The organism is Vagococcus coleopterorum (assembly GCF_011303955.1).
Classification (GTDB): Bacteria; Bacillota; Bacilli; order Lactobacillales; family Vagococcaceae; genus Vagococcus_D; species Vagococcus_D coleopterorum.
The window spans coordinates 985,808-1,000,193 of the sequence record NZ_CP049886.1; the positions used below are offsets into that span (position 1 = coordinate 985,808).

The following is a 14,386-nucleotide window of genomic DNA, read 5'->3' on the forward strand; positions in this document are numbered from 1 at the left end:
ATGAGCTTTTTTATATTTTCCGACTCAAAGTTTTTTTTAGTCATTTCCTTGCATTTTGTTCGGGACTAACCTAGAATTAAAACCGACTGATAATTTTGTTTTATTAGCCTAATTTGTTTAGAGGAGTCTTATGAAATGTTGTCGATTGAAGAACGTAAAAAACATATCTTACAAAGCGCCAATCAATTACTAGCGAAAAAAGGATTGCACGATATGACCTTAGATGAAGTAGCCAAACAGGCCTGTTTCAGTAAAGGTGGCATTACACATTACTATAAAAATAAAGATCAACTATTAGTTGAATTAGCGAATATGTTGGATGAAGATTATATACATAAAATCGAAGATGAAGTTGCTCAAAAAGAAAGTTCAACAGGGTCTTGGACACGTGCATTAATCGATGTGTCGAATGCTGATTTGAAAGGTGAGCGTGGTCTTAATAATGCTTTAGTCGCTGGTGCAATGGCCAGTCAAAAAGAAGGGAATAATTCCCGCAGTTTCAATGTCATCCAAGAGCATGTTACAATGGATGGATATGATCCGGTACTAGCAACAATTATTCGTTTAGCGATTGACGGACTGTATTATGCGGAACTTTTTAAAGCAGAGCCGTTAGAAACAGAGCTACGTGAAGCAGTCCTTGCACGTATGATTAAGTGGACAACTGAAGCAGAAGATAAATAGAATTTAAAGATGAAGAGGTGTTTTAAATGACAAAAGATTGGTTAAAAGTTGTTGTAGCTTCATTGTTTGAGCTAGTTTGGGTAACTGGTTTAGCACATGCAACAAACTTTTTTGAATGGTTATTAACAGCAATTGGTGTAGTTGTAAGTTTTTACTTGCTGACAGCATCAGTAAAAAAATTACCGATTGGTACAGTTTATGCAGTCTTTGCAGGACTAGGGTCAATTGGCTCAATTTTAGTAGGGGTCTTTTTATTTGATGAAAAAATCAGTGGTGTGAAAATTTTCTTCATGGGAACATTACTCGTAGGAATCATTGGGTTGAAATTAATTGAATCACAAAATCAAGAAAATAAAGAAGACTTGGAAAATATTGAAGCTTTAAAACCTTTTGTTGTTCGTTCTGAAAAAGAAAAAGCAGAGCAAGAACAAATTGACCAAGTTGAGCAAATTGTAGAAGATGAAACCATTGCCATGTTAGAACAAGCGGAAGTGGATCATGATGTTGACCATCATTCTGAAGAATCAGAGCTTGATACAATTGATACAGAACAGGTTTCAGCAGAAGAAGTTATTTCTCATGAAGATCAAACACCTTCAGTAAGTGATGAAGAGAAATTGGCTATTGTTTCTGAAGAAGTTGCAAAGGAAGACGCGTCTGAACAATTGAAAGAAACTTTAGAGAGTATTGATGAATCACAACTAGATGAGATGGATGCATTAAAACTAAAAATTAGTAAATTAATGAATGAATTAGAAATGGAAGATGCTGAAAGAACAGCAGGTAAACTTGCTAAGTCTAATGAACAGAAAGAGGTGAAGTAAGATGGCGTGGTTAGCATTGATTGGTGCCGGTTTAATGGAAGTTATCGGTGTTTGGAATTTAAAACGTGTCGCTGAAGGAAACTTCAAAGCAATCTTATTTGCCTTCTTCACAATGGGAAGTAGCTTACTATTGCTTTCTGTTGCGCTACAAGAGATACCTATGGGAACAGGTTATGCCATCTGGACCGGTATTGGAACAGTTGGGACAGCAATCGTTGGTATTGTATTGTACAAAGATTCAACAGATCGCAAACGTTTAGCATGTATTGCTTTAATCTTATTATCAACAGTAGCGTTAAAATTAGTTGCATAAAAAAAGACTCCCAACTGGGAGTCTTTTTATTTACTTACAAGTGAAACATGTTCTTTATTGTGTTCTTTCCCTTCGATTAGGTCGATCATGCCTTTAGCATAGTCTAAGTAGCTAATGTAACTATTACCAGCCTCATTAAGAGTTAAAATATCATTACTTAATTGGTACTCATCGGTTAGGACGCCTTCAAAGTCGAAATCAGCAGCAGGACTAACATAGGTCCAGTTGGTTGCTTTACTCTTTTCAAGCTCAAATAGGGACTGATACATACTTGAAGCAACAGGGTAAAAGTCTTTAGGAAAATCATTAGTTTCAAATAAGCGCTCAACTTTTTCAGAATCAGTCCAAAGGCTACCAGCGCCACCGACAACATATAATCGAGTATCTGAATATTTAAGGATTTTAGTCAAATGACGAAGTGCGGTTTGATGAAGTTGAGGCATGTTTTCAGGAGCATTATAAGCTGAAACAATCACATCGAACTGTTCAACTTCTTTAGGGGTTAAAGCATATAATTCTTTTTCTATATAGGGAACTTCATGACGTAGTTTAGCTTGATCGCGAATAAGAGCAGTTACTTCATGACCACGACGATAAGCTTCTAAAAGTAATAAATTACCTTGTTTTCCAGTAGCACCAACAATACCAATTTTCATCAGACTTCATCCCTTTCTAAATATCTTTACATCTTAATGCTAAGCCTTATTTTGCAAAAGGTCAAACTTTAGTACGCAGTCACAGCAATATTTTAAAAGATAAAAAAAGAAGCTCGTTATTTAATAACGGGCTTCTTTGAGTTAATGCAATTACTTGCTAGCTAATTTAACAGCTTTTGAAATTGTGTGGAATAAGAAAGCTAAACCAGCTGTCATAATGATGTGACCTAAACCAGCCATTCCTGAAATAGCTGCTTCTGGCATTACAGCGCCACCATCTTTACCTAAAACTGTTAAAACACCGTGAACAATCATCATTGTGATTGAAAGTAATAAACCGATGTTATAAGTTAAATAGAATGTGTTGAATTGTTTAAATTGCGACAAGTTAAAATTCTTTTCAAGTAAAAGGACAATTAAAAACATCATCATTCCTAAAACTAAAGTGTGTGTATGTGTAATGCTTAATTGTGTTGAACCTTCAAAGTTATTAAATTTAGTAAATTCGCGGTAAAACACTCCTAAGATTAATCCTAAAATAAGGTAAAAACTACTTGTTTTAAAAAGTTTGTTCATCATGTGTGTAAATCTCCTATTCGTTTTTTAGTACGCCATGTTTTAACCATTTAATGCGTCTATGATACTGAGTAATAAGTTCGTCTTCATCCCATTTATTAACAAAATAATCAATCATACATTGGTGAATTAAAGGTGTTAAGACTTTAAGAAAATCGATCATCTCAGCTTTTGATTGAATCAGTAAATTATCAGGATTAATTAATCTAGCAAATTGTTTCATCGAAGCAGATGATTCAGACTGGTCTTCACCAGAAAGCTTATGTTCTAATTCATAGTTGGTATTTAAAGTTAACGTTTCAAAATACTTCTGATGATCAGAAGTAGAGTAGCTTAAAACCAATGCAGATAGATAATATTCAATTCCTAAGAATAAATCACCATCAGCACGTTTAATACCATCAATGACCAAACTGTGAGCATCTTCAGTTATTTGTCGATAAACGAAGTAGTATAGATCTTCAATATCAGTAAAATATTTGTAGAAAGCACCTCGAGAAATATTGCTGTCAGCCACAATATTTGATACTAGTGCATCATGAATATTATGTTGTGAAAATTCTTTGAAAGCAGCATTTAAAATGAGATTTTTTTTCTCTGGTTTTAGATTAAAAAATGTTTCAGTGGGCATGTCGTTCACCTCCTCAGTATCTATCTATTATAATAAGTGACACGATGTCACTGGTCAATCTTTTTGTCTCAAGACAGTTAAAAATGTAGCTTTTAGATAATCTATGATAAAATGTTCATAAGAGTAGTTAAATAAAACGACGAGGTGACTTATGGGACTTTTAACAGACTTATTGGGTGCAACAGGATTAGATCAAAATAAACAAGATATCTATTTGAATGAAGCAGGGCCAGCACCAGCAGGCAGTGCTCAAGAATCAATTCAAAATCAACTAGAAACATTAGATAAAGCTGCTCGTGGTATTCCGCTAGAAGCGGGACAAAAAGCTGCGATTGATATTACAGACTTAATAAAAGAGGCGGCTAAGAAAGGTCAAACGAAGGTTGAATATGAAGCTCCGGATTTAGGCGATATTCTTGGCTCTATCTTTGGACAAGGGCAATCCCCTAAAGTAGAACAACACCGTCAGTCAGGTGGCCTAGGTGATATTTTAGGTGATATTCTAGGAGGGAAACCTAGCACTCAACAAGCGCCTAAAACGCCCGACTTAGGTGATATTCTAGGTGGCATGTTTGGTGGTAATCAAACTAAAGTACAAGAACAAAAATCTGGTATGAATGATGTTTTTGGTGATATTTTAGGTCAGCTTGGGAAAGAATTAACTCAAAAAGGAGCAAAAACCCAAGTTAACGGTAATAAAATGAATATTGATATTACAGATATTTTAGGAATGTTTAAATAATGTTGATTGAAACACCGCGTTTAATTATTAGAGATTATAAAGCTTCTGATAGTACAGAGGCTTTAGAATTCTTAGGTGATAAAGAGACGATGCATTATTTACCAGAAGAATCTTTTACCATAGAGTCGATAAAAGAGTTTATTGCTAAAAATAATCGTAAAGTTGCTTATTATCCGATTGTGTTAAAGGAAGAAAAAAAAGTCATTGGTCACTTATATTTTGAGCCGTTTTTTGGTGATCATTCGTATGAAATTGGTTGGGTTTTTAATCAGGCATATCAAGGCAATGGCTATGCTTTTGAAGCAGCACAAGCTCTGATGGACTGGGGCTTTAAAGAAAAAGGGATTCATCGCGTCATTGCAACGTGTCAGCCTGAAAATAGTAGTTCCTACAAATTAATGGAAAAGTTAGGGATGCGTAGAGAAGGTTACTTTAAAGAATGTATTCCAGTAGCTGATGGTTGGTGGGATGAATATTATTATGCTATTCTTAAGTCGGAATGGTAGAAGTAAATCAGTAAGATGCTCGGATTTAGGAGGGTTTTAAATGAAATCACAAAAACATGATGTAAATGGGTTTATTAAGTCATTTTTTAATTATGTTACATTTTTGGAAAAAGAAATGGCGGAAGATGATTTTAATTTCAATGAAATGCGTATTATTTTTGAATTGTGGGAAAATGGAACAGTATCAGCCAAGTCAATCGAATCGGAATTAGCACTTGATAAAGGATATACGAGTCGCTTGTTAACGCGCTTGATTGCGGATGATATTATTGAAAAAAAACAATCATCAGAAGATAAGCGTTTTTATGATATTTCATTTACTAAAAAAGGTGAGCGTCTTGCAGCTAGTCTCTATGATAAATACGAAAAAATTATTACTAACGACTATAACCGTATGGATAAAGTAGAACAACAACGATTTTTAGAAACCCTAAAAGTATTTAAAAAAATTGATGAAGCAAGAGAGTCCTAGGAAGAACCATATCCTAGAGACTTTTTTTATAAAAATAATTATATTGAGGATGACAATGTATGAGTAAGTTAGTAAAAAATGTGAAAAATAGTTACATGCAGGTGTTAAGTCACTGGCCAGATTACTTTAAGAGTTTACTCTTTCTACAGGGAGTTCGCTTTTTAATTGTCTTACCTGCCTTAAGTTTTATTTTTTATCTGATGTTAGAAAAAGCACAAGTTGCCGGTTTGACAAACGAAACAATTCTTTTGTTATTCAAAAATCCTTGGGCTTTGATATTAGGGGTTCTATGGCTACTGCTAGCTGTTTATTCCGTATTCTATGAACTAGGTTACTACTTTGTTTTAAGTGGCTACCACCGTACTGGAGAGCCTGTCAGCATTCGCAAGGTGGTCGGCCATCTTCATCATAAAATTCGTTATTTTTTTAGCGGTCATTTATTAATTTTAGCTGGTTATTTCCTACTAGTTTTACCGATTGCTTCCTTGGGATTGAAACCTGATTTAGTTAGTTCGTTGAAAATTCCTGATTTTATTGTAGATGAGTTGTCGATGACAACAGTTGGCTTTATTTTAATCACTGGTTTGACAATTATTTTAGTTTACTTGGCGTTGAAACTTATTTACATGCTTTATTTCTTTTTATTGGATCCTGATGCGACGATTTGGGAAAGTATAAAAAGAAGTTGGAACTACGCCAAAGGAAAAACAATCAGTAACTTCTTCTTACAATTTTGCATTATGACTATTTACTTAATTATTGTTGGTTTAGTGATGTTCTTAGTTGTTAGTCCTGTTATGTTGAGCGATTGGCTCCTGCCGGTTGCTTCACCAATTATTGCGGGAATTGTTTTAACAGTTATTCAACTATTGACTTTCTTTTTTGGTGGATTAATTCAACCAGTAGTAGTAAACGGGATTATTGCTAGTACAGACGATGAAAATTATTTAAATAAAACAGAACCTGAAAAAGTTCAAGGTAGTAAATGGCATCGTTTCTTAACGAATAAGTGGGTGAAATTTGGACTAGCCCTTGGTTTATTAGGAATGTTAGCTTTTAATACCTGGACTGTTAGCAATATTATTTATCAGCCTCAAACAACCATTGTTGCTCATCGCGGATTTACTGAAAAAGGGGTAGAAAATAGTATTGGCTCATTAGTTGGTTCAGCTGAAGCCGATGCTGATATGGTTGAAATGGATATTCAAGAAACTAAAGATGGTCAATTTATTGTGATGCATGATGTTAATTTAAAACGTCTAACAGGTACCAATAAGATGGTTTATGATATGACGTTAGAAGAGGTTCAAAAATTGACCTTATCACAAAGCGGTTTTGAAGATCATATTCCCACACTGTCAGAGTATATTGATAAGGCTAAAGAATTAAAAATTAAGCTTTTAATTGAAGTTAAACCACATGGGCATGAATCAAAGGAAATGCCTCAAAAACTAATTGATTTAATGGTTGAAAAGGATGTCTTAGATGATTTTCTAGTTCAGTCTTTAGATTTAAAGGTTTTGAATCAATTAAAAGACATCGAGCCTAAAGTTAAGACGGGTTATGTCATTCCTTTGAATCTAGGGGAATTACCTGATACACAGCATGATTTTTATGTTTTAGAAGAATTTTCAATTAGAGAAAATGTTCGAGAACAAGCTGCTGAGATGAATAAGGATTTGTTTGTTTGGACAGTTAACGAAGATGAGTTGTTGAAAAAATATTTACGTCTGGATATGGATGGTATTATTACGAACCATCCTGATCGAGGTGTTAAGTTTAGAGATAGTGAAGAAGAAACAAAGACCTTTGCTAATCGTGTGTCTTACTTATTAAGTAAATAAAAAAGAGAGAGCTGCTGCTCTCTCTTTTTGTTTATCTATTAGCAAATTTACGATAGTTCAAATCACGAACATCGCACCAGTCTTTGACAGAACCAGTTAAAACTAAATCGGTTTGTTTTAAATCAGATACTTTACGACAACCGAGTAGGGTCATGATTGTTTGTAATTGATCTTTCCAGCTATTAACGATTTTAATGGTTTCTTCAACACCTTGTTTTTGGACAAGTTCAAGAATTTGTCCGGAAAGTCCACAAGCTTTAGCGCCAAGGGCGAGAGCTTTTGCCATGTCCAGTGGATTACGGATGCCACCAGAAGCTAAAATATCGTGGGTCATTGAGAAATTATACGCTTCAATTAAACTGATGGCAGTGGATTGTCCCCAGTTAGCTAATAAATCTAGTTCTTGTTCGGGACGACGGGCATTTTCAATTGTCGCAAAGTTAGTACCGCCGCGACCGCTAATATCAATTGTTTTAACACCAATTGAGCTGAGTTGAGAAATAGTATCACGACTCATTCCAAAGCCGACTTCTTTAACAATAACGGGAACGCCAACACCTTCAACCATGGCTTTAATTGAATCTAACCAAGTGCTGAATTCTCGACTGCCTTCTGGCATAATCATTTCTTGTGGTGCATTGACATGAATTTGAATAGCGTCAGCTTTTAATAAAGCGACAGCTTTTTTACCATTTTCAACAGAATGTTCAGCCCCAAGGTTTGCAAAAACTAAACCATCAGGATTCACTTCACGGACTATTTGATAGCTTGCTGCTGTTTCAGGATGTTTCAAAGCCGCACTGACAGATCCAGTTGCCATCGCAATGCCAGTTGCTTTTGCAACTTCAGCTAACTGTTGATTGATGATGGCTGTTTTTTCGCTACCACCTGTCATGCCATTTATATAGAATGGATAGTCTAAGTCTAAACCAGCAAACCGGGTTTTTAATGAAACATCAGCCAAATCAATTTGTGGTAGAGATTGATGAACAAAGCGAACTTGATCAAAATCAGACATGGCTTGGACTTGATATTGCTCATTTGCTAAAGCAACGTGTTGATCTTTTCGATTCATTTGTTGTGACATATTGCTTAGCTCCTTTACTTAATGGTTAAGGCTTTTTCAAAATGGACACATAAGGGAAGGGGTTCTATTCCCGCTTGTTGCCATTCTGTCATTAAGCCATGTGCATCTAATGTGTTATCAATAATGACAATTCCACAGTCACCACCACCAGCCCCAGATGATTTAGCAGCGCCGTGATAATCTTCGGCTATTTCGCAAAGATCAAACAGAGGGGCAGTTTCAATGTGGATGCCACTATTTTTACCTAATTGCTGTAATAGTTGACGGTTTTGACGAATACCCGCTTGAATAGTTTCTAAATCGTTCGATTTGAAAGCTGTGATTAAGTTGTTAACACATTCCTTACTATCTTGTAAGAAACGAGAATAGAAATGTTCTTCATCATGAACTTCTTCGTTTAATAGGTCGACCAGTTGCGTGGTTGAAGCGGGGGTACCAGTCCAACCGATTAATAATTCTAAATTAGTTGGCGGTGTTAAGGGTTCAATCATTAAGTCAGGCCAGTCTAATGAAACCAATTCATGTAATGATAATTGCTCCCGAGCATTGGCAACCCACTGGCGATCAAAACATGAATAAGCTGTCCAACCACCAAATGTACTGGCAGCTAAATCACCAAAAGAGCCATTACTTTTTATACTCATGTGGGTTAAGGCAGCTAGTTTGTATACTAAATCTTGATTAAAAGGCACCTTGTAAAAGAGTAGGAGTGCTTTAATTGTAGCAACTGTTACAGCACCACTTGAACCTAATCCGTATTTGCGACCATCTTTATTGTCTAAATCACTTTCAATTTCAATATCAAAGAAACTTAGCTCAATGCCTTTTTCTTCAATGTAGTGTTCAGTTGTTGTCACAGCTTGTGCAACATAAGCGAAAGGATTTTCACGTTCATCAATAAAAAAATGACCGTTTCGGCGAGTCCAGGGAATCGACATACCATTTGAATAGCTTGAACGGATCGATCCTTGGTCTTTAGCTTCTTTTAAATAAACAGTAATGAATTGGTCTAAGGCAACTAAAATAGCTGGGTGACCTGGTTCTAACACGGCGTATTCACCGGCAATATAGAGTTTTCCTGGGGCACTAGCTTTAATCATAAAAAACGTCCTCTCTAAGAATTGTGCTTTTAAGAAAGCAATTCAATTCCACCGCCAACTTTTGAAATAATCACAGGATTATTAGGGAAGGCTTCTTTTAATTTCATTTGAATTTTTTCTGAATCAGATAGATGGCAGAGAACTTTTACGTTCGGACCGGCATCCATTGTGTAGTAGGCTTCAAAACCTTGTTGACGTAACTGACGAACGGCAGCTAAAACATCAATAGTTGTGGGCTCCATATAGGTAAATGGTGGACGAGCACCTAACATCGTCCCGTGCATCTTCATGCCATTTGATTCAGTGATTTCACCAAGTTGTTGAAAATCTTGATTACGAATGGCTTGTTTGATGTCGACTAAATCTGTGGCAGCTGTTTCTACCCAACTAGCATAAAAAGGTGAAGTATCTACGGTTAATTGCATGCCTTGACGACTAGAAATAGTTTTTTTACCAGTATTAACAGCAACGGTTACCATCGCAATATCCCAACTGGCATCATCAATTTGGATAGCATGGCTATCTTCGTTACAAGTTCCCATTTGCCATTCAACAAAACCGCCAAAGACACTACGAGTAGCACTTCCGCTACCACGCCTAACAAAGGTTGATAGTGTTGTGGGATCTGCCTTCATTCCGCTAACTTCATTCATTGCAGCGCCAAGGGCTGCAAATGCGGAAGCAGATGATGCTAATCCAGCAGCAGTGGGGACAAAGTTTTGACTTGTCACTTTAGCAGGAGTTAAGATACCAGTTTCTTGTCTAAAGAGATTTAGGAAGTTTGAAATTTTTGTTGTTTCAGCTTCTCCTTGAATCTCATCGTTTAAAATAAATTGATCCATTTCCAAATTACCGTCTAAGATGACTTCGGTTTCTGTATAAAAAGCGTCTAGCGTCAGTGAAAGACTGCTGTTCATTGGTAAAAATAATTTTGGGTCTTTTTTACCCCAGTATTTAATTAGAGCGATATTTGTATGGGCTTTAGCTTTAGCTGATTTCATTTGATAAGTCACTCATTTCATATAGCCAAGTTTCTTTGGCTCCATTTTGTTTTAAAGATAGGGCAATATCATTAGCGGACGTTGTATCACTTGCAAGAGCAATCATACAGCCGCCGGCACCGCCACCAGTTAATTTAGCACCTAATGATCCAGCATTAAGAGCTGCTTCAATTAAAGTATCAAGGTTCTCATTACTTGCGCCTAAGAAAGCTAATTGTTTTTGGGCTTTCGTTAAGATTTCTCCAAGTTTCACAGGTTGATTTTCTGCTAAGGCAATTCTTGCAGAATTTGTTAATTGCCCCAATTGGTACAAGGCATCTTGATAAGGCACTTGGTTTGGTCCAGATACTTTTTTAGCAATCGCTTCGACCACTTTTTTTGTTTGGCCTGTGATACCAGTATCGGCGACGACTAGGACGGCATTTAAATTAAGTGGTAGTTTTTTAGGTTCTTGCCCTTTAATAAAGTAATAGGGATGTGAGCTGCTAGTCATTAAAGCATCTAGGCCACTAGGGTTTCCATGAGCTATCTTTTCAGCTTCAGCAACGGTTTTTAATAATTGCTCTTGCGTTAATGGAGCATCAAAATAATTGTATAGTCCTCGTGTGATGGCAACTGCAACCGCAGCGCTTGAACCCATGCCCCGTTCAGCTGGAATCGTGCTATCGATTTTAATCGCAAGCGGTACCGATATTTTATTTAAATCGAGTAGGGTTAATTCAATTGTTTTTTTGATACTTTCTAATAGCTCTGGCATTGTCGTTAACAATCCAGTATAAAAAGCGCAATCAATCGTTGTCTCAGTTTCAGATGGAGTAACGTGTACTTTTACTTGAATAGCTGGGAAAGGAAGAGCGATTGATGGTTGGTGATAAACAACAGCGTGTTCGCCAATTAAGATAATCTTCCCGTTAGCTGTACCGGTTCCATTATATACCATCTGATAGGCCAATCCTTTCTTACGTAAAATTAGGCAAAAAAGCCTCAACTTCACTATTTTAAAATAAGTTAGCGTACATTGCAATGTAACTGACATATATATAAGTAATAAATGTTATTTTATAATGCTAGTTTACTAAACATATTAAATAAAAGTTAGTACTAAGGGTTGGTCTTAACAAATCTTTATAAATAAAAAGACTTGTTGAATGTTCAACAAGTCCAAGAGGTTATTTAGTTTCAGGTAAATCTTTAATGATATTAATCTTTTCAATACGGAAATCTTTGGCTGGGGCATCTTGTGCAACAGTTTCTAATTCTCCAATTTGTTTAACAATATCTAAACCAGAAATGACTTGTCCAAAGACAGAGTATTCTGCATCTAAAAATGGAGTGCCTCCTTTTTTATAAGCCTCTTTGATTTTGTCAGGGTAGTTAACATTTCCTTTTGATAATTGACCTGACACATCTTGATCGTTTTGGACGATATAAAATTGACTTCCTTGAGTCTTATCAGTAACTGGTCCACCAGTGCGGGCCATGGCTAGTGCTCCATTGATGTGATAAAGTTGGTTCGAAATTTCCGGTGCAAATTCTTCACCAAAAATACTTTCACCACCCATACCAGTACCACGAGGGTCACCGGTTTGAATCATAAAGTCTTTAATAACACGGTGAAATTTTACGTCATTATAATAGCCGTCACGAGCGTGAGTCATAAAGTTTTCAACAGCTTTAGGTGCTTGTTCCGGGAACAGTTTAACTGAGATAGTGCCAAGTGATGTCACAATGTCAGCAGCCACTTCATTTTCAGCAATGTCATTAGATAATTGTGGTAAATCTAGTGTGTTAACATCAACTTTTTCAGTTGTTTGATCGGTGGTATTACTTTTAGCAGAATCAGTCCCAGCCGTACAACCAGCAATCAGGGTTGTCATTGCAATAGCTGATAAACTGACTAATATTTTTTTACGTTTCATTTCATTTCCCCATTTCCTTTGTTTTCAAAAATAGCATAACAAATAATATGGATTTAGTATAGAAATATCTCAAGCGTAATAGAGTAGGCTTTTTAAGCAGAAGTGTGCTATGCTGAGCGCGAACCATTTAACTCATAATAGAGGAGTGATGAAGAATGAAAAAACTTCTTTTTATCATATTAGGAAGTCTGACGTTTGTATTAGGAACCATTGGCATCTTTTTTCCGATATTACCGACGACCCCATTTTATTTATTAACGGGTTTCTTTTGGCTGAATAGTTCTGAAAAATTGCATGATTATTTTGTGGGGACGACTTATTATCAAAAATATATTCAAGAAATGATTATTGAAAAGAAGATGGGGAAGCGAGAGCAAGTCAAAATGTTTGTAGGTATTTTATTTATTTTAGCGATTCCTTTTTTTATTATAGACAGTTGGATGATTAAAATTATTTTAATCACCGTATATGTTGCACATTTATTTTTACTAACCCGCTATTTTAATATGCCAGTCAAAGTTTCAACGACTGAAAATGACTAAATTTTTATTTAGTCATTTTTTTATCACATAAATCGCGAGAGATAAGAATAATACCTAGACAAATAGCTCTCTAGCACGTAGAATGAATAGAAGATGAAAAAGATTAGGAGGACAAATGATGTCCATGTTTTTAGATCAGGTAACAATTGACGTTAAAGCCGGTAAAGGCGGTGACGGAATGGTTGCTTTTAGAAGAGAGAAATACGTCCCAGACGGTGGCCCTGCAGGGGGAGATGGCGGTCGTGGTGGCGATATTATATTAGTAGTAGATGAAGGCTTAAGAACCTTAATGGATTTCCGATTCAATCGTTTCTTCCGTTCAACACCAGGGGAAAATGGGATGAGTAAAGGAATGCATGGTCGTGGAGCGGATGATACTTATGTAGCAGTTCCTCCCGGCACAACAGTTCGTAATGCTGAAACAGGGACATTAATTGGTGATTTAATCGAGCAAGGGCAAGAATTGCGCGTTGCCAAAGGCGGTCGTGGTGGCCGTGGTAATATTCGTTTTGCTTCGCCAAGAAATCCAGCACCAGAGATTGCTGAAAATGGTGAACCGGGAGACGAGAAGAAAATTGAGTTAGAGTTAAAAGTTCTAGCTGATGTTGGTTTAGTTGGTTTCCCTTCAGTTGGTAAATCAACAATTTTATCAATCGTTTCAAAAGCTCGTCCAAAAATTGGTGCTTACCACTTTACAACATTAGTTCCTAACTTAGGAATGGTATCTGTTGAAGATGGTCGTAGTTTCGTTATGGCGGACTTACCAGGTCTGATTGAAGGCGCCTCACAAGGTATTGGACTAGGAACCCAATTCTTACGTCATATTGAACGTACACGTGTTATTTTACACGTCATTGATATGAGTGGCTCAGAAGGCCGTGATCCTTATGAAGATTATCTAGCTATTAACAAAGAGTTAGAAAGTCACAACTTACGTTTGTTAGAACGTCCACAAATTGTGGTAGCTAATAAAATGGATATGCCAGATGCCGAAGAGAACTTAAAAGAATTTAAAGAAAAATTATATGCAGATGTTACTGATGAATTTGCAGATAAAATTCCAGTGTTTGCTATTTCAAGTATTGCTCATAAAGGGTTAGAACCATTGATGAGTGCGACAGTTGATTTAGTTGAAACAACACCAGAATTCCCATTATACGATCAAGAGAGTTTAGAAGAAGAAACAGTTCGCTATGAATTTACTCCTGAAGAACGTCAATTTGATATTTCTCGTGATGATGATTCTACTTGGGTATTGTCAGGAGAAAGTCTTGAAAAATTATTCAAGATGACTAACTTTGATCATGATGAGAGTGTTATGCGTTTCGCTCGTCAATTGCGTGGTATGGGGATTGATGAGGCATTACGTGCTAAAGGTGCCATTGATGGCGACTTAGTTCGTATCGGAGAATTTGCCTTCGAATTTATTGATTAACCATTATAAAGAGCTTTTACTTCGGTAAGAGGTCTTTTTTTGTTTTAAGATAAG

17 protein-coding genes are annotated in these 14,386 nt (G+C 36.2%); 9 read left to right on the plus strand and 8 right to left on the minus strand.

The window, feature by feature from the left end; all coding sequences use genetic code 11:
• Positions 1-135: 135 nt before the first annotated feature.
• From G7081_RS04885 to G7081_RS04895, 3 genes are read left to right on the plus strand one after another with little or no spacing between them, the layout of a single operon-like run.
• Entirely contained in the window at positions 136-684 is a 549-nt protein-coding gene (locus G7081_RS04885) for a TetR/AcrR family transcriptional regulator (protein WP_166007840.1), read from the plus strand.
• Positions 685-710: 26 nt separating this feature from the next.
• The gene (locus tag G7081_RS04890) at positions 711-1,508 is read left to right on the plus strand and encodes a DMT family transporter (protein ID WP_166007841.1); all 798 of its coding nucleotides are present in this window, start codon (positions 711-713) and stop codon (positions 1,506-1,508) included.
• A gap of 1 nt (position 1,509) precedes the next feature.
• Positions 1,510-1,821 (plus strand): DMT family transporter, encoded by a 312-nt coding sequence (locus G7081_RS04895; RefSeq protein WP_166007842.1) that lies wholly within the window; start codon positions 1,510-1,512, stop codon positions 1,819-1,821.
• 26 nt (positions 1,822-1,847) lie between these two features.
• On the opposite strand, the gene G7081_RS04900 is transcribed toward G7081_RS04895, so the two are convergent.
• From G7081_RS04900 to G7081_RS04910, 3 genes are all read right to left on the minus strand, one after another.
• Positions 1,848-2,477, minus strand: a complete 630-nt coding sequence (locus G7081_RS04900; RefSeq protein WP_166007843.1) for an NAD(P)H-binding protein — start codon at positions 2,475-2,477, stop codon at positions 1,848-1,850.
• Positions 2,478-2,627: 150 nt separating this feature from the next.
• Positions 2,628-3,056: a DUF2871 domain-containing protein gene (locus G7081_RS04905; RefSeq protein ID WP_238786622.1), complete on the minus strand. Its 429-nt coding sequence runs from the start codon at positions 3,054-3,056 to the stop codon at positions 2,628-2,630.
• Positions 3,057-3,069: 13 nt separating this feature from the next.
• A complete protein-coding gene (locus tag G7081_RS04910) occupies positions 3,070-3,684 on the minus strand; it encodes a TetR/AcrR family transcriptional regulator (protein WP_166007844.1) in 615 nt (204 codons plus the stop codon).
• A 151-nt stretch (positions 3,685-3,835) separates the two neighbouring features.
• Here G7081_RS04910 and G7081_RS04915 point away from each other — a divergent pair, with 151 nt between their 5' ends.
• Genes G7081_RS04915 through G7081_RS04930 form a run of 4 tightly spaced genes read left to right on the plus strand, consistent with a single transcriptional unit; the run spans position 3,836 to position 7,248 of the window.
• Positions 3,836-4,426 carry a hypothetical protein gene (locus G7081_RS04915; protein ID WP_166007845.1) on the plus strand — a complete coding sequence of 197 codons (591 nt, stop codon included), beginning with the start codon at positions 3,836-3,838 and terminating at the stop codon, positions 4,424-4,426.
• The gene (locus G7081_RS04920) at positions 4,426-4,932 is read left to right on the plus strand and encodes a GNAT family N-acetyltransferase (RefSeq protein WP_166007846.1); all 507 of its coding nucleotides are present in this window, start codon (positions 4,426-4,428) and stop codon (positions 4,930-4,932) included. The genes G7081_RS04915 and G7081_RS04920 overlap by 1 nt, the downstream gene beginning before the upstream one ends.
• A gap of 40 nt (positions 4,933-4,972) precedes the next feature.
• Positions 4,973-5,404, plus strand: a complete 432-nt coding sequence (locus G7081_RS04925; RefSeq protein ID WP_166007847.1) for a MarR family winged helix-turn-helix transcriptional regulator — start codon at positions 4,973-4,975, stop codon at positions 5,402-5,404.
• A gap of 59 nt (positions 5,405-5,463) precedes the next feature.
• Positions 5,464-7,248, plus strand: coding sequence for a glycerophosphoryl diester phosphodiesterase membrane domain-containing protein (locus G7081_RS04930; protein WP_166007848.1), 1,785 nt, complete (start codon positions 5,464-5,466; stop codon positions 7,246-7,248).
• Positions 7,249-7,279: 31 nt separating this feature from the next.
• Here G7081_RS04930 and fni read toward each other — a convergent pair whose 3' ends face one another.
• The 5 genes from fni to G7081_RS04955 all read right to left on the minus strand — a co-directional run bounded on the left by fni (position 7,280) and on the right by G7081_RS04955 (position 12,355).
• The gene (gene fni / locus G7081_RS04935; RefSeq protein WP_238786623.1) at positions 7,280-8,335 is read right to left on the minus strand and encodes a type 2 isopentenyl-diphosphate Delta-isomerase; all 1,056 of its coding nucleotides are present in this window, start codon (positions 8,333-8,335) and stop codon (positions 7,280-7,282) included.
• Between the two features lie 14 nt (positions 8,336-8,349).
• The gene (locus G7081_RS04940) at positions 8,350-9,435 is read right to left on the minus strand and encodes a phosphomevalonate kinase (RefSeq protein WP_166007849.1); all 1,086 of its coding nucleotides are present in this window, start codon (positions 9,433-9,435) and stop codon (positions 8,350-8,352) included.
• Between the two features lie 29 nt (positions 9,436-9,464).
• Positions 9,465-10,436 (minus strand): diphosphomevalonate decarboxylase, encoded by a 972-nt coding sequence (gene mvaD / locus G7081_RS04945; RefSeq protein ID WP_166007850.1) that lies wholly within the window; start codon positions 10,434-10,436, stop codon positions 9,465-9,467.
• The gene (mvk, locus tag G7081_RS04950; RefSeq protein ID WP_166007851.1) at positions 10,423-11,376 is read right to left on the minus strand and encodes a mevalonate kinase; all 954 of its coding nucleotides are present in this window, start codon (positions 11,374-11,376) and stop codon (positions 10,423-10,425) included. Before mvk ends, mvaD begins: the two co-directional genes overlap by 14 nt.
• Before the next feature lie 229 nt (positions 11,377-11,605).
• Positions 11,606-12,355: a peptidylprolyl isomerase gene (locus G7081_RS04955; RefSeq protein ID WP_166007852.1), complete on the minus strand. Its 750-nt coding sequence runs from the start codon at positions 12,353-12,355 to the stop codon at positions 11,606-11,608.
• 155 nt (positions 12,356-12,510) lie between these two features.
• Here G7081_RS04955 and G7081_RS04960 point away from each other — a divergent pair, with 155 nt between their 5' ends.
• Together G7081_RS04960 and obgE are read left to right on the plus strand one after the other, a co-directional pair.
• Complete coding sequence (locus G7081_RS04960) at positions 12,511-12,897, plus strand: YbaN family protein (protein ID WP_166007853.1); 387 nt, start codon at positions 12,511-12,513, stop codon at positions 12,895-12,897.
• 118 nt (positions 12,898-13,015) lie between these two features.
• On the plus strand, positions 13,016-14,332 hold the full coding sequence (gene obgE / locus G7081_RS04965) for a GTPase ObgE (protein WP_166008393.1): 1,317 nt from the start codon (positions 13,016-13,018) through the stop codon (positions 14,330-14,332).
• Positions 14,333-14,386 lie beyond the last annotated feature (54 nt).

Bases quoted from the DNA above. Each gene is read 5' to 3' on its own strand.
- G7081_RS04885 (WP_166007840.1), top strand. From the start codon at position 136: ATGTTGTCGATTGAAGAACGTAAAAAACATATCTTACAAAGCGCCAAT.
- G7081_RS04890 (WP_166007841.1), top strand. From the start codon at position 711: ATGACAAAAGATTGGTTAAAAGTTGTTGTAGCTTCATTGTTTGAGCTA.
- G7081_RS04895 (WP_166007842.1), top strand. From the start codon at position 1,510: ATGGCGTGGTTAGCATTGATTGGTGCCGGTTTAATGGAAGTTATCGGT.
- G7081_RS04900 (WP_166007843.1), bottom strand. From the start codon at position 2,477: ATGAAAATTGGTATTGTTGGTGCTACTGGAAAACAAGGTAATTTATTA.
- G7081_RS04905 (WP_238786622.1), bottom strand. From the start codon at position 3,056: ATGATGAACAAACTTTTTAAAACAAGTAGTTTTTACCTTATTTTAGGA.
- G7081_RS04910 (WP_166007844.1), bottom strand. From the start codon at position 3,684: ATGCCCACTGAAACATTTTTTAATCTAAAACCAGAGAAAAAAAATCTC.
- G7081_RS04915 (WP_166007845.1), top strand. From the start codon at position 3,836: ATGGGACTTTTAACAGACTTATTGGGTGCAACAGGATTAGATCAAAAT.
- G7081_RS04920 (WP_166007846.1), top strand. From the start codon at position 4,426: ATGTTGATTGAAACACCGCGTTTAATTATTAGAGATTATAAAGCTTCT.
- G7081_RS04925 (WP_166007847.1), top strand. From the start codon at position 4,973: ATGAAATCACAAAAACATGATGTAAATGGGTTTATTAAGTCATTTTTT.
- G7081_RS04930 (WP_166007848.1), top strand. From the start codon at position 5,464: ATGAGTAAGTTAGTAAAAAATGTGAAAAATAGTTACATGCAGGTGTTA.
- fni (WP_238786623.1), bottom strand. From the start codon at position 8,335: ATGTCACAACAAATGAATCGAAAAGATCAACACGTTGCTTTAGCAAAT.
- G7081_RS04940 (WP_166007849.1), bottom strand. From the start codon at position 9,435: ATGATTAAAGCTAGTGCCCCAGGAAAACTCTATATTGCCGGTGAATAC.
- mvaD (WP_166007850.1), bottom strand. From the start codon at position 10,436: ATGAAATCAGCTAAAGCTAAAGCCCATACAAATATCGCTCTAATTAAA.
- mvk (WP_166007851.1), bottom strand. From the start codon at position 11,376: ATGGTATATAATGGAACCGGTACAGCTAACGGGAAGATTATCTTAATT.
- G7081_RS04955 (WP_166007852.1), bottom strand. From the start codon at position 12,355: ATGAAACGTAAAAAAATATTAGTCAGTTTATCAGCTATTGCAATGACA.
- G7081_RS04960 (WP_166007853.1), top strand. From the start codon at position 12,511: ATGAAAAAACTTCTTTTTATCATATTAGGAAGTCTGACGTTTGTATTA.
- obgE (WP_166008393.1), top strand. From the start codon at position 13,016: ATGTCCATGTTTTTAGATCAGGTAACAATTGACGTTAAAGCCGGTAAA.